The sequence below is a fragment of the Duganella qianjiadongensis genome (assembly GCF_009857915.1).
Taxonomy (GTDB): domain Bacteria; phylum Pseudomonadota; class Gammaproteobacteria; order Burkholderiales; family Burkholderiaceae_D; genus Rugamonas; species Rugamonas qianjiadongensis.
The window spans coordinates 1-20963 of the sequence record NZ_WWCM01000030.1 but is presented as its reverse complement, the minus strand read 5'-3'; the positions used below and the strand labels follow the sequence as shown (position 1 = coordinate 20963).

Here is a 20963-nt window from a genome sequence, read left to right as displayed (position 1 = left end):
AGACTGAGTTTAAGATTCGTCATGGAAGCGGTGGGTTAAGAAAGCACTTGTTGGTCGCACAACTAGTCTATCTTTTCTTCACCGCTTTCTCATTTCTAGATTACTTCCCGGTATTCCGTGAAGAACCTTTTTTTTGGCCTAGGGGCGGGACGTACCTGACTCGCGCATGCCACCGTTGCTACGTCATCGTCTAGAATGCTGCTTTAAAGTTAATTCTGGACGGTGTCTGTTGGCTAACAAGCGTTTGATCTGGCTCGCTGGAGCTACTGTAGTGCTGGCGCTGGGCGCCGCTGCCGTGTATCTGTTCAAGCCGGAGGGCGTGCCCGATGCCAGCCGCATCAGTGTGGCGCGTGGCAAGATACGCGCTACCGAGCCGCACTGGCGCGCCCGCGTGGCCGTGCATGCGGGCCTGACGCCTGCCCAGCAATTCGATGATCCGTTCGGACTGGTGCGCGACGGCGCCGGCAATCTGTATCTGGCCGAAGGCGGCGCTGCCAACCGCGTGCTGCGCATCGCCAGCGACGGCAGCGTGACTGTGCTGGCGGGCGGCAAGGAAGGCTATGCCGATGGAACGGGTACGGCGGCGTCCCTGAATACGCCCTCGGGGCTGGCGCTCGATAGCGCCGGCAATCTGTATGTGGCCGATACCGGCAATAACGCTATCCGCAAGATCAGCCCGCAGGGCGTAGTGAGCACACTGGCCGGCGGCGGCATGGCCGGTAGCGCCGACGGGCTGGGTGCAGCGGCGCGCTTCAACGGGCCGGTCGGCATTGCGGTGGACCGTGCCGGTGTGGTCTACGTGAGCGATACCTATAACGACCGCATCCGCAAAATCACTCCCGATGGCATGGTGAGCACGCTGGCGGGCAGCAAGTTCAACGGTCTGGCCGACGGGCCCGCTGCGCAGGCGCGTTTCGATTTGCCCACCGGCCTGCTGGCCACGCCCGATGGCGCGCTGCTGATTGCCGACACGGGCAACGATGCCATTCGCCGTCTGGGTACTGACGGCATGGTCACTACCCTTGCCGCTGCGCCCGACGATGACCGGGTGTCCCTGCTGCGCGCGCCCGTCGCGCTGGCGCGCAGCCACGACGGCTATCTGTATCTGGCCAGCCAGAGCCATGGCCGCGTCGCCCAGATCACGCCGCAAGGTGAAGTGCTGGCGCTGGAGGATGCCGATCATCCGGCCCAGCCCGGCTACGGCGGCGATGGCGCTGTGCGGCTGCATGCGCCGCGCGGCATGGCGCTGGCCGCCGATGGCAGCCTGTATCTGAGTGATGCGGCCACCCGCCGCATCTACCACGTGGCGCCAGCCGACAGCATGGCGGCGAGTGCCGAACCGCCGCTGGCCTTGCCGGTGGCCGGCGCACGCACCCTGTGGCCGGTGGCGCCGCAGGATCAGCCGCATGAAGTGGTGGGCCTGATGGGCGAAGTGCGCGGCAGCTTCAAAGGCGAGAACCGCCATCATTTCCATTCAGGCCTCGATGTGCAGGCCGCGATCGGCACGCCGGTACTGGCCGTGGTGGCGGCCAAAGTGAGCAGTCCGGCGGCCAGCTGGTCGTATGGCGATCTGTCGGAAGGGCTGGCGCTGGGCGACTTCAATTACATCCACATGCGGGTGGGGCGCGATAGCAAGGATAAGGTGCGTGATGCCCGCTTCCAGTTGCAGCGCGACGAGCAAGGCAAGCCGGTGGCGCTGCGCGTCAAGCGCGGCACGCGTTTTGCGGTGGGCGATGCGCTGGGCAGTGTCAACCGCATGGCGCACGTGCACCTTGATTACCGTCCGGCCGGCGAAGCCGTCAATCCGCTGACGCTGCCGTTTATCGGTCTGCGCGACACCATCGCACCGCAAATCCAGCGTATTGTTCTGGCCGATAGTCAGGGCCAGCCGCTCACGGCGAAAGTGCAGGGCAGGCTGCTGCTGGCGCGCAGTCTGGGCGGCGTGCAGATCATCGTCGACGCTTACGATCAGATGGATGGCAATCAGGCGCGACGCCGGCTCGGCCTGTATCAGCTCGGCTATCAGCTGCTCGATAGCGCGGGCCAGCCTCTAGCCAGCATGCCGAAGCCGCAGGTGGCCCAGACCTATGACCGCCTGCCGCGCAGTCGCGAAGCCGTGCAGTACGCCTACGCGCCAAGTAGCGGCATTACCGTGCATGGCGCCGCTGAAACCCGCTTTTCCTACGCGCTGCACAACACGCTGGAGCAGGGCCGTATCACGCCCGGTCTGTGGCAGATCGCTGCACTGCCGGCGGGCGCCTACATTTTGCGCATCAGCGCACGCGACTATGCCGGTAATCCGGCCGGAGGCTTGCACGATCTGGCGCTGCAGATCGAATAAGTTTCCTTTGGCTCGCGAGGCCATGCGCGGCGCAGCGAAAATGCCACGGCCGGTGCCAGATTTTCGGGTAGAATAATCTGAACGACCGTGCTTTTTCGCGCGGACCTAAAATATTGGAGACAGCATGGACCTCGACTATACGGCGACGGATCTGGCCTTCCGTGATACGGTACGCGCCTTCCTCGAAGCCAACCTACCGGCCGACCTGCAGCAGAAGGTGCGCATGCATCGCCGGCTCGAACGGGATGATTACGTGCGCTGGCACCGCATCTGCGCCCGCCAGGGCTGGGCTGCACCGGCATGGCCGGTGGAATACGGCGGCCCCGGCTGGAGCGCCACCGAGCGCCATATCTGGGAAGAAGAGTGCGCCCGCGCCGGTACGCCGCCCATCCTGCCATTCGGCGTCAATATGGTGGCGCCGGTCATCATGGCCTTTGGCAACGCGGCGCAGAAAGCCTATTATCTGCCACGCATCCTCCATTGCGACGACTGGTGGTGCCAGGGCTATTCCGAGCCCGGCTCGGGTTCCGATCTGGCCTCGCTGAAGACCACGGCGGAACGGGTGGGCGAACACTACATCGTCAACGGCCAGAAAACCTGGACCACGCTGGGCCAGCACGCCGACATGATCTTCTGTCTGGTGCGCACGGACAGCACGGTGCGCAAGCAGGAGGGCATTTCCTTCCTGCTCATCGATATGAAAACGCCGGGCATCACGGTGCGCCCCATCATCATGCTCGATGAAGAGCATGAGGTGAACGAAGTATTCTTCGATAACGTTAAAGTGCCGGTAGAGAACCTGATCGGGCAGGAAAACAAGGGCTGGACCTACGCTAAATATCTGCTCGGTCACGAGCGTACCGGCATCGCCGCCGTGGGCCGCTCCAAGCGCGAATTGCTGTTCCTGAAGAAGATCGCCAGCGAGCAGTTCAAGGGCGGCCGCCCGCTGCTGCAGGATGCGGTGTTTGCCGCCAAGGTAGCCAGTCTGGAAATCGAACTGATGGCGCTGGAAACCACGGTGCTGCGGGTCATCACCAAGGCTGATCACCGGCCCGGCCCGGAAGCGTCGCTGCTCAAGGTGCGCGGCTCGGAAATCCAGCAGCTGCTGACGGAACTGATGCTGGAAGCGCTGGGCCCCAACGGCCTGCCGTTCGACACCGATTACCTCGAAGGCAAGCAGGAGCACGCGCTGACGGGCGACGATGCCGCCGCACCGCTGGCCGGCTACTACTTCAATTTCCGCAAGACGTCGATCTATGGCGGCTCGAACGAAATTCAGAAAAACATCATCACCCAGATGATACTGGGACTGTAAGGGGCAGCCATGGACTTTCAATTGCGCGAAGAACAGCAACAATTTGCCGATGCCCTGCGCCGCTGGGTCGACAAGGATTATGGCCATGAAACGCGGCGCCAGATCATCCATAGTGCCAGCGGCGTCAGCGAGAGCGCGTGGCAGACGCTGGTACAGCTGGGTATGACGGCCTTGCCGGTGCCGGAGCAGCAGGGCGGCTTCAGCGGCGGCGCGGTCGACCTGTGGGTCGTGATGCAGGAGCTGGGCCGTGGTCTGGTGGTGGAACCGTATTTCGCCACGGTCTGGGGCGCGCAGTTTCTGCGCCTCGCCGGCAATCAGGCGGCGCTGCTGGAACAGGTGGCCAGCGGCGAACTCAAGCTGGCCTGTGCGCTGGGCGAACAGCAGAGCCGCCATGATCTGTACGATATCCGCACCAGCGCCGTACGCGACGGCGACGGCTATTGCCTGAACGGCGTGAAGAGCGTGGTGATCCACGGCGCCCAGGCCGGCGCGCTAATCGTCTCGGCGCGCGATCCGGCGGCGCCCGATGGCGTCAGCCTGTTTGTGCTGCCGGCCGCAACGGCAGGGGTGCAGCGGCGCGATTACCGCACCATCGACGGCCAGCGTGCCGCCACGGTGGCGCTGTGCGATGTGCGCCTGCCTGCCAGTGCCTTGCTGGCGCAGGGCAGTGCCGGCACCGCCCTGCTCGACGAGGCGGCCGATTACGGCGTGACGCTGCTGTGCGCCGAAGCGGTGGGAGCGATGGATGCGCTGTTTGCCGCCACGCTCGATTATCTGAAAACCCGCAAGCAGTTCGGCACGGCCATCGGCAGTTTCCAGGCCTTGCAGCACCGCATGGCCGATATGTACATCCATCTGGAGCAGGCCCGCTCCATGGCCATGCTGGCTGCTGCGCGGCAGGATGGCGGCGATGCCGCCGAGCGCCGCCGTGCCGTATCGGCCGCCAAGGTGCGCATCGGGCAGGCCGCCAAATTCATCGGCCAGCAGGCGGTCCAGCTACACGGCGGCATGGGAGTAACGGACGAGCTGGCGGCTGCCCATCTGTTCAAGCGGCTGACCATGATCGATCTGACGCTGGGGGATGTGGACCACCACCTGCAGCGCTTCGCGGCCCAGCCAGCCTTCGCCGAGCACGCCTGAAACGGCAGGCGGCTAGCCCAGTTCTGCCACGCAGACGCGGTCGCGGCCGCTCTGCTTGGCGCGGTACATCTGCTGGTCGGCCTGCCGGATCAGGGCATCGCTGTCGCTGTTTTCGAATGGCGGCAGCATGGTGTGCACGCCCAGACTGGCTGTGACGTAGGCCGAGGTGGGCGAACCGGCATGCGGTATTTTCAGGCGACGGATGGTATCGAGCACGCGCTGCGCCACCACGGCTGCGCCGCCGGCCGCTTCCTGCGGCAGCAGCAGGACGAATTCCTCGCCACCATAGCGCGCCAGCATGTCCTGCGGCCGCGCGGCGCAGGCCGACATGGCGGCACCGACCTGCTGCAGGCAGATATCGCCGGCCTGATGGCCGTAGTGGTCGTTGTACAGCTTGAAGTGGTCGATATCGATCATGATCACCGACAGGGGCAGGCCGGCGCGCGCACAGCGGCGCCATTCCGCTTCCAGCGTGTGATTGAAGCTGCGCCGGTTGGCCACGCCAGTCAGGCTGTCGGTGCGGCTCAGTTCGCGCATGGCGTCGGCCTGACGCTTGATGGTGAGCTGGCTGCGCACGCGCGCGCGCACCACGGCCACATTGAAGGGCTTGCTGATAAAGTCCACCGCGCCCGCTTCCAGCGCGCGGGTTTCGTCTTCGGGCTGGGTTAGTGCCGTCACGAAGATCACGGGGATATCCTGCAGGGCCGGGTTGGCGCGCAGGGCGGCGCAGACCTGATAGCCGTCCATGCCCGGCATCACGGCATCGAGCAGGATCAGGTCCGGCTTCTGGCTCTGCGCCATTTCCAGCGCGCGCGCGCCATCGAGCGCGAACAGCACTTCGTGTTCGTCACGCAAGGCGTGGTGCAGGATCTGGATATTCTCCATGGCGTCATCAACCACCAGTATCCGACCATTCCAGGCCAGGTTGGTCCAGCTCATGCACTGCCCTTTCACTGCAAAAATTCGTCGAGTAGCTGCGACGCAGCCCGGAAGTCCAGCTTGCCGATGGCGTCTGTCAGCGCGGCGGGCAGGGTTCCGGCGGCGAGTCCGGCCTGTAGCTGTGCCAGTACGTCGAGCGCTTTCATGTTGTTATTCTGAAGTAAAGTGCGCAGCTCCGCCAGTGTTTGTCGCACTGCATCTTCGCCAAATTCGCTGGAGATGGCGTGCTCTTCCTTGTTTGTGCTGGACAAATCGGGGATAGCAGAGGCAAGCCGCTGGAGCGCACTGTCCAGTTCAGTCAGTTTCTCGCGTAGGTGCGGCGCCGCTGTTGCGCTGCTGCCGTCGGCGTGCAGGGCAGCTTCGGCCGCAGAACAGCAGGTGGCGATCGGCAGCGCACCCAGATTGGCCGCAATGCCGCGCAGGCGGTGCAACTGGCGCGCCAGTTCCGCATGTCCGGCCTGGCCCTGTTCCAGCAGTTGCAGCATAGGCGCGGCACTGGCCGCATGTTCGCGCTTGAAGCGCTGCAGCAGCTTGAGCAGCAGCTGGCTATCGCCATCGAGCCGCGTCAAGGCGGCGGCGCCATCGAGCCCTGCCTGCTGGATGGATGTCAGCCATTGCTGGGCAGCGGCCCCGGCGTCCCGGGCCTGTGGCGCCGCGGCGGGCGCGCCAGCGACGGCGCCCGGTACCAGCCGGACCAGCACGGCGATCAGCTGCTCCACATCGATGGGCTTGGCCACGTGGGCCGACATGCCTGCTGCGCTGGCGCGGCGGCGGTCGTCTTCCATCACGTTGGCAGTCATGGCCACGATAGGCAGCGTGGCCAGCGGGCCGCCCAGCGCGCGGATGGCACGCGTGGCGTCATAGCCGTTCATGACCGGCATCTGCACATCCATCAGCACCAGTTCGTAGCGCTGCGGGCCGGCGCGCAGCAGGTCGAGCGCCAGCTGGCCGTTTTCCACAGTGTCGACCTGCGCGCCTGCATGCTGCAGGATGTAGAGTGCCACTTCCTGATTGATCTGGTTATCTTCCACCAGCAGGATGCGCATGCCCTGCAGGCGTCCGTGCAACGGGGCATGGGCCGCCAGCACCAGGCCGGGCGGGGCGAGCGCCGACGGATCCAGTATCTGCGCCACCTGATCGCGTATCTGGGCCGGAGTGGCCGGTTTGGGCAGCAGGCCTGCTACGGCCTGGCCGGTCTGGCGCACGGCGCCCTGTTCACCCGTCATCAGCAATAGCGGTGGCCAGCGCCGGCTGCCCGCCTGCGGACAGGCATGCAGCTCGGCCAGCAGACTGGCACCCAGTATCATCACATCGGTGACCGCTCCGTCATCGATGCGGGCGGCGGCAGCGTCGAGGTTGGCTACGCTGTCGGCCTGCCAGCCCAGCTGCTGGCAGCAGCGCTGCAGCACGGCGCGCACGGTCGCATTCGGATCGACCAGCAGCACCCGCCATGGCCGCCGCGCGGCATCGACCACGGGGGCGGGCGCGGCTTCCAGTGCCTGCAAGGGGCAGCGGAACTGGAATTCGGAACCCACGCCCGGTTCGCTGAACAGGCTGATGCTGCCGCGCATCAGGCTGGCCAGCTGGCGGCAGATGGCCAGCCCCAGTCCGGTGCCGCCAAAGCGCCGGCTGGTGCTGCTGTCGGCCTGCACAAAGGCTTCGAAAATATGCGCCTGCTGGGCTGGCGGTATGCCGATGCCGGTGTCGCGCACGCGGAATTCCAGCCACAGCCCGTCCTCCTGCTGGCTCTGGCGGATCTGCAGCACCACTTCGCCGCGCTCGGTGAACTTGATGGCGTTGCTGAGCAGATTGAGCAGAATCTGCTGCAGCCGCATAGGGTCGCCCAGTACGGTGAGCGGCAGTTGCGGATCGATGTCGTAGATCAGTTCTATGCCCTTGTCGCTGGCGCTGCCGCTGACCAGCACGCTGATGCTGGCCAGCAGGTGTTCCAGCCGGAACGGGGTCTGCTCCAGCGTCAGCTGGCCGGCCTCCACGCGCGAGAAGTCCAGCACATCGTTGACCAGTCCCAGCAGCGACTGGGTGGCCAGCTGTATCTTGTCCAGATAGCCGCGCTCGCGCGGGGCCAGCTGGGCTTCTTCCAGCAGCCGGGCCAGACCGATGATGGCGTTCATCGGCGTGCGGATTTCGTGGCTCATATTGGCGAGGAATTCGCTCTTCGCATGGCTGGCGGCCTCGGCCCGGTCGCGCGCCGTGATCAGTTCTTCGTTCAGGCGCTGCAGGTCCAGTTCGGATTCCTTGAGCGCCGTGACATCGGAAACCAGCACGATCAGGCCGCGCACCTGTCCGGTCGGCGTCAGGTCGGGGAAGTAGTTGACCCAGAGGTGCTGGTCGGTGCCATGCATATCCGTTACCTGTCCGCCGAAACTCTGTGCCGTGCCGGCCATGGCAGCGTCGAGCTGGCGGCTGTGGCGCGCCACATGGCTGGCGCCCAGCAGGTCGTCCATGGAGCGCCCCAGCACCTCGGCCGAGCTGCGCCCCAGCCAGTCCAGCAGATAGCGGTTGGCAAAGCGGCAGCGCAGGCCGGTATCCCAGTAGGCCACCATGCCGGGCAGGTTGTCGGTCACGGTGCGGATGAATTGCTCGCGCTCGGCCAGCTGGTTGAGGCTGGCAGTCAGCGCTTCGCGCGCCTGCTTGCGCTCGGTGATATCGATGGAAATGCCGAGCACGTGGGTCGCCACGCCGCGTTCGTCGCGCAGCGCCACTTTGCGGGTGGTCAGGTAGCGGGTCTGGCCAGCGCTGTTGCGCAGCGGTTCTTCGGCGATCTCGACCACGGTATCGGCCGGGGCGGCCAGCAGCTGGCGGTCGGTGACGGCAAACTCGGCGGCTTCGGCAGGGGACACGAAGTCGGCATCGCTCAGGCCTATCAGTTCGTCGCCATCGGCCCGTTCGTACAGCTGGGCGCCATAGCGGTTGAACATGGCATAGCGCAGGTCGGGCAGGCGCTTGAGGAAGATCATGGCCGGCATATTCTCCACCACCGAGCGCAGCAGCTGGCGCGACTGGCGCAATTCCGCTTCGATGCGTTTCTGTTCGGTGACGTCGAGCATCAGTCCGGTGATGCCGGCGATGCGGCCGTCGTTGCCGAACTGCGGGTAGTAGCTGATCACCCAGTGGCGCAACTGCTCGGGCGAAGTCTCCGGGTGGCCGGAGCGGGGCAGATTGACCAGCGGCTGGCCGCTTTCCAGCACGGTACGGTAATCGGCCAGCACGGCGCGCCGCAGGTCGGCATCGGCAATCATGTCGGCCACATGGCGGCCCAGATGGGCGACCACGGGCTGGCGGTTGAGTGCGGCAAGGAATTCGTTCAGGCGCACATAGCGCAGTTCGGCATCGACATAGCTGAGCCCCACGGGAGCGGTGGCATACAGGGTTTCCAGCTGGACGCGGTTTTTCTCCAGCTGGGCAGTCCGTTCCGCCACCTGCGATTCCAGCCGTGCCTGGTGACGGCGCAGATTGCCCTGCAGCCCAGCGATGGCATGGGCGATCTGTCCCGCTTCGCGGAAGGCCATGCTGCCCAGAGCGAAGGGCTGGCCGGCCGCGAGTGCCTGCGCAGCCTCGCGCAGCTGCTGCATGCTGCTGCCCAGCCGCTTAGTCCACCAGCCTGCCAGTGCCGCCACTGCCAGCAGCAGCAGCGCGGTGCCGGTGCCGAGTGCGGCCAGATCGGCCAGCATGCTGCTGGCCGGCAGTTGCTGTGGCGTAGCCAGCGCCACCGTGCTCAGACTGTGTGCGGCGCGGCTGATGGCGACCAGATAGCTGCTGCGGGCGCTGGTCTCGGCGGTGCTGATGGCCGTGCGCCGTTCGTGCAGCAGGCTGCGCAGGCCAGCTTCGCTGGACTGGCTCCAGATCAGCCGTGCTGCGCCGCCGTTCATCAGCAGTGCGGCGTCGGCATCATAGACGCTGACATGCTGCTCCGGCGCAAGCTGCTGGGCGCGCAGTATCCTGCCCAGCCAGTCGGGATGGAAAATTGCGCTCAGCACGTAACGCGGGGTGTCGCTGCCCGGCACTGCCAGATCGACGGTCAGCAGGTTCTGACCTTGCAGGTCGATCACCGCGACGCGCTGGCTGGCACCGGCAAACAGCGGCGCCAGCCGGTGCAGCGTGGCTTCCGGGCTGATGGCGGCCGGCAGCGGCGTGCCTAGCTGTAGCAGGATATGGCCGGAACGGTCCTGCAGCAGCAACTGGCTGATGGGGCCGCCACCACCCAGCAGGCGCGCGGCCTGGGCCCGGATGGGGGCCAGATCGTCCTGTTGTAGTGCGGGGTGGATGCTGAGCGCGGTCAGCAGCTGGCGCGCCTGCTGGACATCGCCTTCGATCGCGTAATGGAGCAGGCGGGCGGTTTGCTGGCTTTGCTCGGACAGCGTGCTGTGCTGGTACTGCTGATAGCGCGCGGCGAGCAGAATGATGGCCAGCACGGCAGGCAGCAAACACAGCAGGACCAGCACGGTGAGCTGGCGACGCAGTGTGTAGGAAGGACGGTATTGAATTTCTTGCAAGCCTAACCCCGGACGGCAATCTGAGCATGATGCCCTTGGATAGTAGCCGAGCTGGTGCGTTTCAGAAAGTTATTTTGCATCCGGACCAGCGCTCTTGCCACAGGCATAACGCCAGCCCAGTTCGGCGATGGGGCGGGCCATCTGGCCGGCTGCCAGCGCTTCGGCACTGGCAGCGGTACCTACGCTGTGGCGTTTCATGATGCCTTGCAGAATACTGGCGAGGCGGAATAGATTGAATGCCAGATAGAAATTCATCTGCTGCGCCTGCAGCGTACGGCCCGTGCGTTCGGCATAGCGGGCCATGCAGCGTTGCTGGTCGGGGATGCCGAGTGCCGCCAGATCAAGGCCGGCCAGGCCGCGGAACTGGCCCGGTGCCAGATGCCAGCTCAGGCAGTGGTAGGCAAAGTCGGCCAGCGGGTGGCCCAGCGTGGCGAGTTCCCAGTCCAGCACGGCCAGTATGCGCGGCTCGGTGGGATGGAACAGCAGGTTGTCGAGCCGGTAGTCGCCATGCACGATGGCGCATTCCTCGCCGGGCGGTATATGCGCGGGCAACCATGCCATCAGCTCGGCCATGGCGGTGATCGCTTCGGTCTGGCTGGCCAGATACTGGCGGCTCCAGCGTTCGATCTGGCGAGAAAAATAATTGCCCGGCTTGCCGAAGTCGGCCAGTCCCAGCGCCTGATAGTCGAGACTATGCAGGCGGGCCAGCACGCGGTTCATTTCGTCGTAGATGGCGGCGCGTTCGGCCGGCGCCATGCCGGGCAAACTGGGGTCCCACAGTATCCGGCCCGCGACAAACTCCATCAGATAGAAAGCCCGGCCGATAATGCGCTCGTCCAGACAGAGCAGTAGCTGGCGCGGGCAGGGAAAGCCGGCCCGGCCCAGCGTGTCCATGATGCGGAACTCGCGTTCGATGGCGTGGGCCGAAGGCAGCAGCTGACTCGCCGGAGCAGGCCTGGTGCGCAACACATAGCGCTGGCCGGCAATTTCCAGCAGGTAGCTAGGGTTGGACTGGCCCCCTTTGAATTGCAGCGCGCTCAGCTTGCCGGCCGGATAGCCGGCCACATGCTGGCGCAGATAAGCGTCGAGTGCGGCCAGATCGAACTGCTGCCGCGCCGGAATGGCGCGGGTGCCTTCGAACTGCGCGAACATGGCGCTTAGAAGAACACGGCGGTGCGCTGGATGACACTGCCATTGTTGGTGTAGGGGCCGGATGCCCGCACCGAGCCGGTATTGTATTTGCCGTCGTCGAGCTTGCTATCGACCTGTTCGGCAAAGCTGTCCGGCAGATTATCGAGGCGCACGCCATTGCCGCCACGGCCGCCCACCACGTCGTTGTAGATGTAGACGGCGCCGCCCTGGGCGCTGGTCATGAAATCGGTGCTGCCATTGAAGGAGCCGGTAATAAAGCCGGCCAGGGCCAGATGCTGGGGCGCCAGCTGGTATTCGTCGATCTGGCCATCGCCATTGCCGTTGCCCGTTGCGCCAGGCGCATGGGTGGTGCCCTGCACATCGTCGCCGGGCAGGGCATGGAATTTGTCCTGATAGGCGTTCACGGCAGCCGTCAGCGAGGTGGCCTGCTGGACGATGTTCTTGACGCGGGCGCTATCGATCAGGCTCTGTCCTTTCAGTACGCCGCCCAGCAGCAGACCGATGATGACCAGCACGATGGCAATTTCGACCAGCGTAAAACCGCGGGAACGTTGGGGAAGAGTGCGCATGGGATTCCTTTCCGGTTGATACTGTTATCTTACCGCAAGCCTAGGCGCTAGTGTTGCGCCGGAGCCAGTTGTTCCAGCCGCCGCGCCAGAAAAGCCAGTTCCTGCGGGTCGCTGATCTGGCCGCTGCTGATCAGGGCGCCAATCAGGGTGCGGGCACTGTCGGCCTGATCCATGTCGGCCGCGATGAATACCTCCAGTTCGCGCGCCCAGGCGGGCAATTGCGCGGCACCTGCCTGCTGGCGTAATTCGGCGGCATAGCGGCGTGCCAGCGCCATATCGTGCAGCTGATGGCGTGCCACCAGCGCGGCGTGGGCCAGCCAGGGCCAGCGCCGCTGCGGGTCGGCGCGGTAGTGGCGGTAGACAAAATCGAGCATCAGCCGGGCGCGTACGGGATCGCTGACGGCGCCATATACTTCGCTGGCGGCCAGTAGCGGATACTGGCCGCGCGGATCGAGCGCCAGCACGGCCTCCAGCCAGTCGCGCAGACGTGCATAGTCGAGTTCGCGGAATGCAATGCTGAGGCCAGCCTGTTCGTCGTAGCTCTGCACGTACAGCATGCTCGCTTTGGCCAGCGCCACCGGCTCGCCCAGACTGGCCAGCCGTAGCAGTTCAACCGGCGGCACGGCGGGCAGGCTGGCCGCATGGGCACGCGGCGCCGGTTGCAGGCTCTGCCAGAGTATCTGCAGCAGCAGTGCCGCCAGCAGTGCCGGGCGCAGCCAGCGCGGCAGGGGGTGGCGAGGGCGCAGGGCATCCATGCGGGCGGCGCGGCTAGACGGCTTTGCGGTACAGGTCGTATAAAGCGGCCAGTACCAGCAGAGTGACGAACAGGGCGGTCTGGGCCAGCATGCCGGCCAGATCCTGCAGGCTGCCGCTCTGATAGACCAGCCAGTCGCTGCTGCCATAGCGGTCCAGATGGGGCAGCACGGTGCCGAGCAGGTCGAACACCCGGCTGGCAGCAGTGCTGCTGCTACCGTCGGGACGGCTGCCGTGGGCAAGCAGCTGCAGCGTGCCTATGCTGCGCGCCAGCAGGTAGAAACCGCTACAGGCGGCCAGTGCCGCCGGTAGCTGCTGCATGCTGACCATGCACAGCACGGCGAACGCCAGCATGATCCAGCATTCGCCCAGCAGGGACAGCGCCCACAGACCGGCCTGCAGGGGCGGTGCATAGCAGCCGGCGAGCAGGCCGGACAGCAGTGCCGGCAGCAGGGCCAGCGCGGCATAGCCGAGCAGCTTGCCAGCCAGATAGGTGGCACGGGGATGCGCCAGTGCCAGCAGCATCTGCTGGCCTTTGTCTGCCGCTTCGCGCGCCATGCTGCTGACGACAAAACTGGTGAGCAGAAATACGCTGGCGAGGCGCAGCAGACTGGACAGCAGTGCCAGCCGGATCTGCCGGCTTTCCGTCAGCGCCATGGCATCGAGCAGGCCGCTCAGGGCGATGCAGGCAAGTAGCAGCCCCAGCAGCAGCCACAACCAGCGGTTGCGCACGGCTTCCAGTATGGTATAGCGGGCGATAGTGAAGCTGGCGGACATGGCGATTAAGGCAGGCGTTGCGCCGCCACCATGCGGTTGTACAGGATATTGGGCGAAATCCACAGCACGATGTCGTCGAAGGTACCGCCGCTGGCGCGCGGATCCTCGGCAGGATCGCGGCTGATCAGGGCAGTGCCGCTCTGCAGATTGAGTTTTTCATCCTCGTTGCCCGCGCCCAGATCGGTTATGCGGGTGTTCTGGTCGCTGAAGGCGCCGTAGCCGTTCTTGCCAAAGGAAATCAGGGCGGCCGGAATATCATTGTTTTCCGTCAGCGGCTGCAGGCGGCCGCTGGCATCGCGCGTGGCGATGGTGATGTCGCGCGGGGTTTTCAGGGTGAACAGCAGCACGCTGTCGCTGAAGGCCGGCGTGACACTGTAGCCGAGAATGCGGTTCCAGCCATCCAGCCGGCCCACGCCCAGCGTGGCCCATGGCAGCAGGCCATAGCGCTTGTTGCAGGCGCTGCCGGTACGGTCTTCCAGTCCGTTAGTGGCGGAAATGGCGGGGCAGGGCAGATAGCCATTGCGCAGAGCAAAGCCGAATAGTGCTTCGCGCGCCTCTTCCATCGCCAGCCGTGTGTCGCTGCTATGTTTCTGTTCCAGCTGTGAACTGAGCGGGGCGATCATGCCGCCTATCAGCAGGCCGACGATCAGCAGCACGATGGCAATTTCCACCAGCGTGAAGCCGTGCTGGTGCCGCACAGAGCGGGACGAGGCGCGTTCAGGGTTCATTGACATCTTTCACCCGGGCCGTATCGAGATCATAGCGCTGGCCCGGCTTCAGGACGACCCGTTTGCCGTTCGACAGGGTAATCGTCACTGCGTTCGCTCCCGTATTGCTGAAACTGTTCTGGCCATCGTTCTGGGCGACGTTGTTGAGCCAGACTGTGCTGCGCCCCGTGCTGCTGCGCAGGCTGCCGCTCATGGATAGCGTGGCGGAGCCAGCTGGTGCTGGCGCAGGCTCGGCGGCAGGCGCAGGCTGGAACGGAGCAGGCGGGGCGGATGGTGCGGCGGCCTGCTGCATGTTGCCGCCTACGCCGGCACTGCGCTGTCCTTCCATGGCATCGCGTTCGGCTGGTGTGGCGAACAGGCGGCCCAGCGTCTGGGCACGGGCTGGCGCCATGGTTGCCGCCAGCAGCAGTGACAGTGCCAGCGCTGCCTGGCTGAGGCGGATAGGCGTGCTGCTCATGGTAGTTCCTTGCGTGCCGGGGCAGAGCTGGCCGGCGCTTTGACCGGCAGGTTCAGTGTTACCCAGTTCAGTGTGCAGTCGGCACCCAGCGTCGGCCCTGATTGCGCGCCCACCGCCCGGGCCAGCCGTTTGATATTGCAGTCCTGCACGGCAAAGAAGCTGGTCTGATGCAGGTCGGCGAGGAAGTTGAACAGATCCATTTCGTGCAGCAAATCCATGTGCAGCCGCATGCGGCTGCCCTGCAGCTGGTAGTCGCCCAGATCGAGCGCCGCCACCAGCTGTACGGTCTGCTGCGGCTCCACTTCGTAGCTGAGCGGCAGCAGACGGCGCTGTTCCTGCACGTGGCGGATGGCATCGACCCATTCGAGTCGCTTTTCGGCACCGATCAGGCCGCGTGCGCGCAGCTCGATATAGCGTGGCTGGAAATTGCGGATATCGCGCTTTTCATTATCCACATGGGCATAGCGCGTGTAAGCCGCGTCGCGCGTGCGCTGGGCCAGTTGCAGCCGGTCTTCTGCGCTGTCCAGACGCCAGTGACTGAGCTGGAAGGCACTCAGGCTCAGCACCAGACAGGCCAGTGCCACCAGCACGGCAGTACGGATGCGGCCGAACTCGGCCAGCCAGTAGGGCAGCGTCAGGGGACGGGCTGCGGCCTTGCGGCCGGTGGTCGGTAGACTGCTCATGGTTTCCACACCAGAATAAGGGAGAAGCGCGGGTGGGCATCCTCGCTGGCCGGACCGGCTTTGCCGCTCAGCTTGACGGAGGAGCGGGTATCGAGCGGCGGCTTGTCGATCGCCACAGTCAGGCCCGGGTTGCTGGCCAGCTGCTGGGCGAAGCGGTTCATGCTGTCCACGGCGGCACGGTAGTCGTCCTGATCCCCCATGATTTCCGCTTCCAGCCGCAGGCTCTGCGCTGGCCGGGTGGGTATGCCCAGCAGGGCGGACGCAATCGGTGCCGCCTGATGGCCATCGCCCTGCGTGGCGGCGGGAGCGCCTGCGGCGTCGCCCTGTGCCACTTTCCATTCCAGCTGCTGCAAGCGTATCTGCGGAGTCTGCTCCAGCGCGGCGCTGACCATGGCCGTCATATCGTACGGCGTGGGCGCCTGGGTGCCTAGCATGCGCTCCACATTGACGGCGGCGCGCATATTCGCCGTGCTGGTGACGCTGGGCGGCATGGCCGCCATCACGCTGCGGTAGCGCTGGTCGTAGCTGGCCGCTTCGGCCATCAGGCGGGCACTATCCTGCTGTGCCTCGCGCGCCTGCCACAGGTTGACGCCCATCCACAGCAGGCTGGCGCTACCCAGCACGGCGCTGCTCCAGTACAGCACGCGGCGGATGCGCCACAGCTTGTAGTGGCGCCGCACGCTGCCCAGCGGATACTGGCTGACACCGTGCTGGCGTGCCAGCAGGGCCAGCAGCATGGGATCGGCCAGCTGGGCAGCCAGTTCGGTGACGCGCAGTTCGTCGCTGCGCAGACCCAGTTTGCCGGCCACGTGATGCAGGGCGAGGAAGCGGAACGAGGTCTCGGGTCCGTCTTCGCACTGGCTTTCCAGCACCGGCGTGCTGGCCAGCGGCGCGATGACGACGGCGTGCAGCACATTGCCGCGGCCCATCAGCCGCACACTGGTGAGGAACTGCTGGGTCTTGGCGGCTTCGGCGCCCAGATTAATGGGCTGGCCGTCACGGTTGATGGCGGCTGTCAGGCGGGAAAATTTCAGCAGGCCGTTCTGGAAATAGCTCTGACGCCAGCCTCCCGACTGCTGGGTAAGCAGGAGCAGATGTTCGTCGCGCAGGCCCAGCCGGGCCACCAGCGCGGAGCTGAGCAGGGTGGTCGAATACAGCCCGGCGAGGGGAATCTGCAGCTGGTCCAGCGCGTCCAGCCAGGGCTGTACGGTGGCCGGATTGGTCAGTGCTGCCAGCAGCACCATATCGTCGCGCCGGCCTTCGGCCAGGCGGCCCTGGATTTCGAAATGGCGGTACGGGGTTTCGCGGTATTGCTGCTGCAGGCGGCGCCGCAGCAGTTTGCGTCCGCCCATGCCGCCCACATGGGGCACGTTGATGCGCTGAAAGTCTTCCTCGACCAGATCGGCCAGCAGCAGGGCCGGCAGCATCGGCTGGTGCTCGAGGTAGTCCATGAAGCCTTCGATACCGGCGGCATCGCTGGCGAACACGCTGCCGCCGCGCAGGCGGCCGCCTTGCCAGACATAGGCGGTTAGCTGTTCGCTGCTCAGGTAGAAAAGATGTTTGCTCATAGCACGTCAGCCTCAGGTGCGGATCTTGCTGATCGTGTCGTAAATCGGGCCCATCACGGACAGCATGATCCAGCCCACCAGTACGCCCAGTATCACCGTCATGGCCGGTTCTATCATGGACTGTACTTTTTCTATCATCTCCTTGACCTCGCGGTTATAGAAATAGCTGACATTGCGCAGCGCACCATCGAGTGCGCCGGTGGCTTCGCCCACTTTCAGCATGCGGATCACCAGCGGCGGGAAGATGCCGGTCTGCTGGAAGGCTGCCGTGATGCCGTGGCCTTCCGAAATCAGCTGGGCAGCGCGGCGCAGTCCTGCCGCGATGACGCGGTTGCCGACGATGCCTTCGGACAGGTGGATGCACTCGAGGATGGTAATGCCCGATGCGTACATCATGGCAAAGAAGGTGGCGAAACGGGCCAGGATGATTTTATGCAGCACGGGGCCGATCAGCCAGATGCGCAGCTTGTAGCCATCGGCGCGGAAGCGCGCCGCCTCGCTGTGTGCCAGCCAGGCACGGCCGCCGAAATAGGCCGCCAGCGGCAGGCCGGTCAGCACATACCAGTAGTTGATGAACAGATTCGACAGCCAGATCAGCGCCTTGGTATGCAGCGGCAGGGTGTTGCCCATGTTCTTGACGAAGGAAGTCAGCTGCGGCACCAGATAGATCATCAGGAAGAACGTGACAGCGATGACGAAGCTGCCGACGGCAGCCGGATACATGACGATCTTCTTGGTCTGCGATGCCAGTTCGTCCTGCCATTTCAGGCTTTCCGACAGATTCTTGAACACTTCGGCCAGCTTGCCGCTCTGTTCGCCAGCTGTAATCAGGCTGGTAAACGTCAGGTCGAACACTTCCGGATAGGCCGCCAGTGCAGCGGAAAGCTGCTGGCCACCTTCGATATTCTCGATCAGGCCGGTAATCATTTCGCGGAAACGGGGATGGTCTATGCTGTCGCGCAGGTCGTTCAGGCCTTCGAGGATGGGCACGCCGGCGCCGGTCAGCTGTTCCATGTGGAAGCAGAAATTGATCAGGTCGTGACGGGTGATCACCCGTTTCAGTGCCACCACTCTGGTGCGCGAAGCGCGGCAATCGATCAGGTCCAGCCCCATCCGGTGCAGACGCAGTTCCAGATCGGGTTCGTTGGCAGCGTCCATATTGCCGGGCTGGATATGGCCGGACGCATCCATGGCGCGGTAGTAGAACTGGGTCATGGGCTCAGGCGCTCGGTCAGGTCCACCACGCGGCCCACTTCTTCGAGGGTGGTAATGCCGTCCAGCACGCGGCGCAGGCCGTCGTCGATCAGGCTATGGAAGCCCGCTGCATGGGCGGCATTGCGCAGTTCGCGGGTGGAAGCGCGGCGGGCGATCAGTTCGTCGATAGCCGGCGTCATCTTCAGCAGTTCCATGATGGCGATGCGGCCCTTGTAACCCTGATGGGCGCAATGGGGGCAGCCCACCGCATGGTACAGCGTCTGCGGGCCGGCCGCTTCGGACAGGCCCAGCAGGCGGCGCTCCACTTCATCCGCCTCATGCGGGGCGCGGCACTGGATGCACAGCTTGCGCACCAGCCGCTGGGCTACGATGCCGATGATGTTGCCGGCCATGATGTCGGGCACGATGCCGATATCGAGCAGGCGTGAAATCGAGCCGACGGCGGAATTGGTGTGCAGGGTGGAATACACCTGATGGCCCGTCATGGCAGCGGCAAAAGCCATTTCGGCCGTTTCCTTGTCGCGGATTTCACCCACCAGTATGATGTCCGGATCCTGCCGCATCATCGAGCGTATGCCCTCGGCAAAGCCCATCTTGGCCGATTCGTTGACCGAGGTCTGGCGTATCATATTCATCGGATACTCGACCGGGTCCTCCAGCGTCATGATGTTGACGCTCTCCGTATTGATATGGTTGAGCACCGAGTACAGCGTGGTGGTCTTGCCCGAGCCGGTAGGGCCCGTCACCAGGATCACGCCGTCGGGGCGGGCGATCATCAGCTTGAGCAGGTCCAGTTCCGCCTCGCCCAGACCGAGGCCGTCGAGCGGAACGATGCCTTTCTGCCGGTCCAGCACGCGCAGCACGAAATTCTCGCCGTGGGTGGTAGGCTGGGCCGAAGCGCGGAAGTCGATCTGGCGGCCGGAGAATTTGATCGAGATGCGGCCATCCTGCGGCGCCCGCGTCTCGGCGATATTCATATTCGAAATCACTTTCAGGCGCACCGCCATGGCCGGCCAGTAGGATTTGTGCAGGCTGCGGATCTGACGCAGGATGCCGTCGATACGGTAGCGGATGCGCAGGAAGGACTGTTCCGGTTCGAAGTGCAGGTCGGAAGCGCCGTTCTGCACGGCGTCGGCCAGAATCGCATCGATCAGGCGCACCATGGGCTGGCTGTATTCGTCCGAGGTGGTGCCCAGACTGGCGTAATTGACTTCGCCCGTTTCGATTTCATGCAGGATGCCATCGATCGACAGCTCGAAGCCATAGTACTGGTCGATGGCGCGGCTGATGTCCGATTCGTTCACCAGCAGGGGGCTGATGGTAATGCCTTTGACCAGCATGGCGCTGATCTGGTCCAGCGCGACAATGTTGCTGGTGTCGGACATGGCCAGGATCAGGTTGTCGGTAGCGCGTTCATAGACGATGGGGAACACGCGGTAGCGCTTGGCCACTTCCTTGGGAATCAGCTTGAGGGCGATGGCATCGACCACCAGACTGGTCAGGTCGGCGCTCTGCTGGTTGAGGTTTTCCGATAGCGCCATGCGCACCGTGGCTTCGGTGACGAAGCCCAGCGTGATGAGCAGTTTGCCTAGCGGCTCGTTGCTGCGTTTCTGTTCGATCAGCGCGATGCGCAACTGGTCTTCGCTGATGACCCCTTTCTGGATCAGCAGTTTGCCGAGTGGAAGTTTTGCCTGTTCAGCCATGGGTCTCGTTCTAGCGGGCGCTGGTGCCCAGTTCCTGCAGTCGTTTTTGCAGCGCGGCGCGGTCGAAGGCGGCCGCCGTATCCTGCGCCAGCGCCAGCGCGCGCTGGTAGTAAGTCTGTGCCAGCTTGCCCTGATTCAGCCGGTCCAGCCCGATGGCCAGATTGTAGGCATAGTCGGGATTGGTCGGAGCGGCGCTGTAGGCCTGGAAATAGGCCTGCTGCGCCTCCTGCCAGCGGCCCTGGCGGGCATACAGATTGCCCAGTGCGAAATGCACGGGCGCTGCATCGGGATTGCTGGCGAGGATGCTTTTCAGGCGGATTTCGTTCTGCGCCGGATCGCCCTGACGCAGGCCGACCAGGCCGGCAATGGCCGCACCGTCACGCGGATCGAGTTCCAGCAGGCGCAGATAATGGCTGGCGGCCTGGGCTGGTTGCTGTTCGCGGCTGGCGATGCTGGCTAAGCCGAGCAGGGCATCGCGGTTGTTGCCGTCCTGCTGCAGCACCGTTTCGTATTGCTGGCGTGCGCCAGCCAGATCGCCCTTGTTGAGCGCCTGATAGGCTGTGCCCAGCAGGGCTGCCAGCGGCTCCGACTTGACGCCGCGCGCAACGCGGATTTCGCTGCTCTCCGGCGCTGCCAGCGGCGGCAGGCGCTCCGGCTGGGGCGCGCTGAGCTGGGCCTGCACGGCCTGCTGGGTGGCTGCCAGTTGCTGCTCGGCCTGAGTCAGGCGGCGCTCCAGTTCGTCGCGCTGGGGATTATTTTTCGGGCTGGCCGGCAGCAGTGCGCCATCCTCCGCCGGTGCTGCAGCGGCCGCCGGGCGGGCTGGTGCCGTGACCACCAGGGCCGGAGTGGCGCCCGTGGCGCCGGGCGGCGGCATGGGGACGGGCGGCAGACGCGCACCAGCACCGGGCGCCATCACGGCCTGCCAGTAGTAATAGCCAAAGCCGGCAATGATCAGTAGCAGCAGTCCGATCAGACCGAACAGACGCAGCCGTTCGGGATCGATGCTGGCGCTATCGCTGCTGGTTGCGGGGGCTGCGCGCGTGCGCGTGGCCGCGCGCGGCGTCTCGGCCTGTCCGGCCTTGTCGGCGCGCGGGCCAGGCGCTGCCGGC

General features: G+C 65.0%; 16 protein-coding genes. 3 read left to right on the top strand and 13 right to left on the bottom strand.

Annotation, left to right across the window (positions count from 1 at the left end):
* The first annotated feature begins 271 nt into the window (after nt 1–271).
* From GTP27_RS22390 to GTP27_RS22380, 3 genes are all read left to right on the top strand, one after another.
* Complete coding sequence (locus tag GTP27_RS22390; RefSeq protein WP_371865981.1) at nt 272–2341, top strand: gluconolaconase; 2070 nt, start codon at nt 272–274, stop codon at nt 2339–2341.
* 124 nt (nt 2342–2465) lie between these two features.
* A complete protein-coding gene (locus GTP27_RS22385) occupies nt 2466–3656 on the top strand; it encodes an acyl-CoA dehydrogenase family protein (protein WP_161041312.1) in 1191 nt (396 codons plus the stop codon).
* 9 nt (nt 3657–3665) lie between these two features.
* On the top strand, nt 3666–4796 hold the full coding sequence (locus tag GTP27_RS22380; RefSeq protein WP_161041311.1) for an acyl-CoA dehydrogenase family protein: 1131 nt from the start codon (nt 3666–3668) through the stop codon (nt 4794–4796).
* 12 nt (nt 4797–4808) lie between these two features.
* Here GTP27_RS22380 and GTP27_RS22375 read toward each other — a convergent pair whose 3' ends face one another.
* From GTP27_RS22375 to GTP27_RS22315, 13 genes are all read right to left on the bottom strand, one after another.
* On the bottom strand, nt 4809–5735 hold the full coding sequence (locus GTP27_RS22375) for a diguanylate cyclase (RefSeq protein ID WP_161041310.1): 927 nt from the start codon (nt 5733–5735) through the stop codon (nt 4809–4811).
* Nucleotides 5736–5746: 11 nt separating this feature from the next.
* The gene (locus tag GTP27_RS22370) at nt 5747–10249 is read right to left on the bottom strand and encodes a PAS domain-containing protein (protein WP_161041309.1); all 4503 of its coding nucleotides are present in this window, start codon (nt 10247–10249) and stop codon (nt 5747–5749) included.
* A gap of 69 nt (nt 10250–10318) precedes the next feature.
* Nucleotides 10319–11401, bottom strand: coding sequence for a phosphotransferase (locus GTP27_RS22365; protein WP_161041308.1), 1083 nt, complete (start codon nt 11399–11401; stop codon nt 10319–10321).
* Nucleotides 11402–11406: 5 nt separating this feature from the next.
* The gene (locus GTP27_RS22360; RefSeq protein ID WP_161041307.1) at nt 11407–11970 is read right to left on the bottom strand and encodes a prepilin-type N-terminal cleavage/methylation domain-containing protein; all 564 of its coding nucleotides are present in this window, start codon (nt 11968–11970) and stop codon (nt 11407–11409) included.
* Nucleotides 11971–12017: 47 nt separating this feature from the next.
* Nucleotides 12018–12725, bottom strand: a complete 708-nt coding sequence (locus GTP27_RS22355; protein WP_161041306.1) for a hypothetical protein — start codon at nt 12723–12725, stop codon at nt 12018–12020.
* A 13-nt stretch (nt 12726–12738) separates the two neighbouring features.
* On the bottom strand, nt 12739–13500 hold the full coding sequence (locus tag GTP27_RS22350) for an ABC transporter permease (protein ID WP_161041305.1): 762 nt from the start codon (nt 13498–13500) through the stop codon (nt 12739–12741).
* A gap of 5 nt (nt 13501–13505) precedes the next feature.
* Nucleotides 13506–14228 (bottom strand): prepilin-type N-terminal cleavage/methylation domain-containing protein, encoded by a 723-nt coding sequence (locus GTP27_RS22345; protein ID WP_161041304.1) that lies wholly within the window; start codon nt 14226–14228, stop codon nt 13506–13508.
* Nucleotides 14218–14685: a hypothetical protein gene (locus GTP27_RS22340; protein ID WP_161041303.1), complete on the bottom strand. Its 468-nt coding sequence runs from the start codon at nt 14683–14685 to the stop codon at nt 14218–14220. The genes GTP27_RS22345 and GTP27_RS22340 overlap by 11 nt, the downstream gene beginning before the upstream one ends.
* Nucleotides 14682–15368 carry a hypothetical protein gene (locus GTP27_RS22335; protein WP_161041302.1) on the bottom strand — a complete coding sequence of 229 codons (687 nt, stop codon included), beginning with the start codon at nt 15366–15368 and terminating at the stop codon, nt 14682–14684. The genes GTP27_RS22340 and GTP27_RS22335 overlap by 4 nt, the downstream gene beginning before the upstream one ends.
* Nucleotides 15365–16936, bottom strand: coding sequence for a hypothetical protein (locus GTP27_RS22330; protein WP_161041301.1), 1572 nt, complete (start codon nt 16934–16936; stop codon nt 15365–15367). The genes GTP27_RS22335 and GTP27_RS22330 overlap by 4 nt, the downstream gene beginning before the upstream one ends.
* A gap of 12 nt (nt 16937–16948) precedes the next feature.
* Nucleotides 16949–18151, bottom strand: coding sequence for a type II secretion system F family protein (locus GTP27_RS22325; RefSeq protein WP_161041300.1), 1203 nt, complete (start codon nt 18149–18151; stop codon nt 16949–16951).
* Entirely contained in the window at nt 18148–19854 is a 1707-nt protein-coding gene (locus GTP27_RS22320; RefSeq protein WP_161041299.1) for a GspE/PulE family protein, read from the bottom strand. The genes GTP27_RS22325 and GTP27_RS22320 overlap by 4 nt, the downstream gene beginning before the upstream one ends.
* Before the next feature lie 10 nt (nt 19855–19864).
* The coding region (locus GTP27_RS22315; protein WP_161041298.1) for a tetratricopeptide repeat protein at nt 19865–20963 on the bottom strand (1099 nt) is incomplete at its 5' end.

Excerpts from the sequence above, each read along its gene's own strand:
- GTP27_RS22375 (WP_161041310.1), bottom strand. The coding sequence starts at position 5,735 with ATGAGCTGGACCAACCTGGCCTGGAATGGTCGGATACTGGTGGTTGAT.
- GTP27_RS22330 (WP_161041301.1), bottom strand. The coding sequence starts at position 16,936 with ATGAGCAAACATCTTTTCTACCTGAGCAGCGAACAGCTAACCGCCTAT.
- GTP27_RS22335 (WP_161041302.1), bottom strand. The coding sequence starts at position 15,368 with ATGAGCAGTCTACCGACCACCGGCCGCAAGGCCGCAGCCCGTCCCCTG.
- GTP27_RS22385 (WP_161041312.1), top strand. The coding sequence starts at position 2,466 with ATGGACCTCGACTATACGGCGACGGATCTGGCCTTCCGTGATACGGTA.
- GTP27_RS22345 (WP_161041304.1), bottom strand. The coding sequence starts at position 14,228 with ATGAACCCTGAACGCGCCTCGTCCCGCTCTGTGCGGCACCAGCACGGC.
- GTP27_RS22320 (WP_161041299.1), bottom strand. The coding sequence starts at position 19,854 with ATGGCTGAACAGGCAAAACTTCCACTCGGCAAACTGCTGATCCAGAAA.
- GTP27_RS22325 (WP_161041300.1), bottom strand. The coding sequence starts at position 18,151 with ATGACCCAGTTCTACTACCGCGCCATGGATGCGTCCGGCCATATCCAG.
- GTP27_RS22360 (WP_161041307.1), bottom strand. The coding sequence starts at position 11,970 with ATGCGCACTCTTCCCCAACGTTCCCGCGGTTTTACGCTGGTCGAAATT.
- GTP27_RS22380 (WP_161041311.1), top strand. The coding sequence starts at position 3,666 with ATGGACTTTCAATTGCGCGAAGAACAGCAACAATTTGCCGATGCCCTG.
- GTP27_RS22355 (WP_161041306.1), bottom strand. The coding sequence starts at position 12,725 with ATGGATGCCCTGCGCCCTCGCCACCCCCTGCCGCGCTGGCTGCGCCCG.
- GTP27_RS22340 (WP_161041303.1), bottom strand. The coding sequence starts at position 14,685 with ATGAGCAGCACGCCTATCCGCCTCAGCCAGGCAGCGCTGGCACTGTCA.
- GTP27_RS22365 (WP_161041308.1), bottom strand. The coding sequence starts at position 11,401 with ATGTTCGCGCAGTTCGAAGGCACCCGCGCCATTCCGGCGCGGCAGCAG.
- GTP27_RS22350 (WP_161041305.1), bottom strand. The coding sequence starts at position 13,500 with ATGTCCGCCAGCTTCACTATCGCCCGCTATACCATACTGGAAGCCGTG.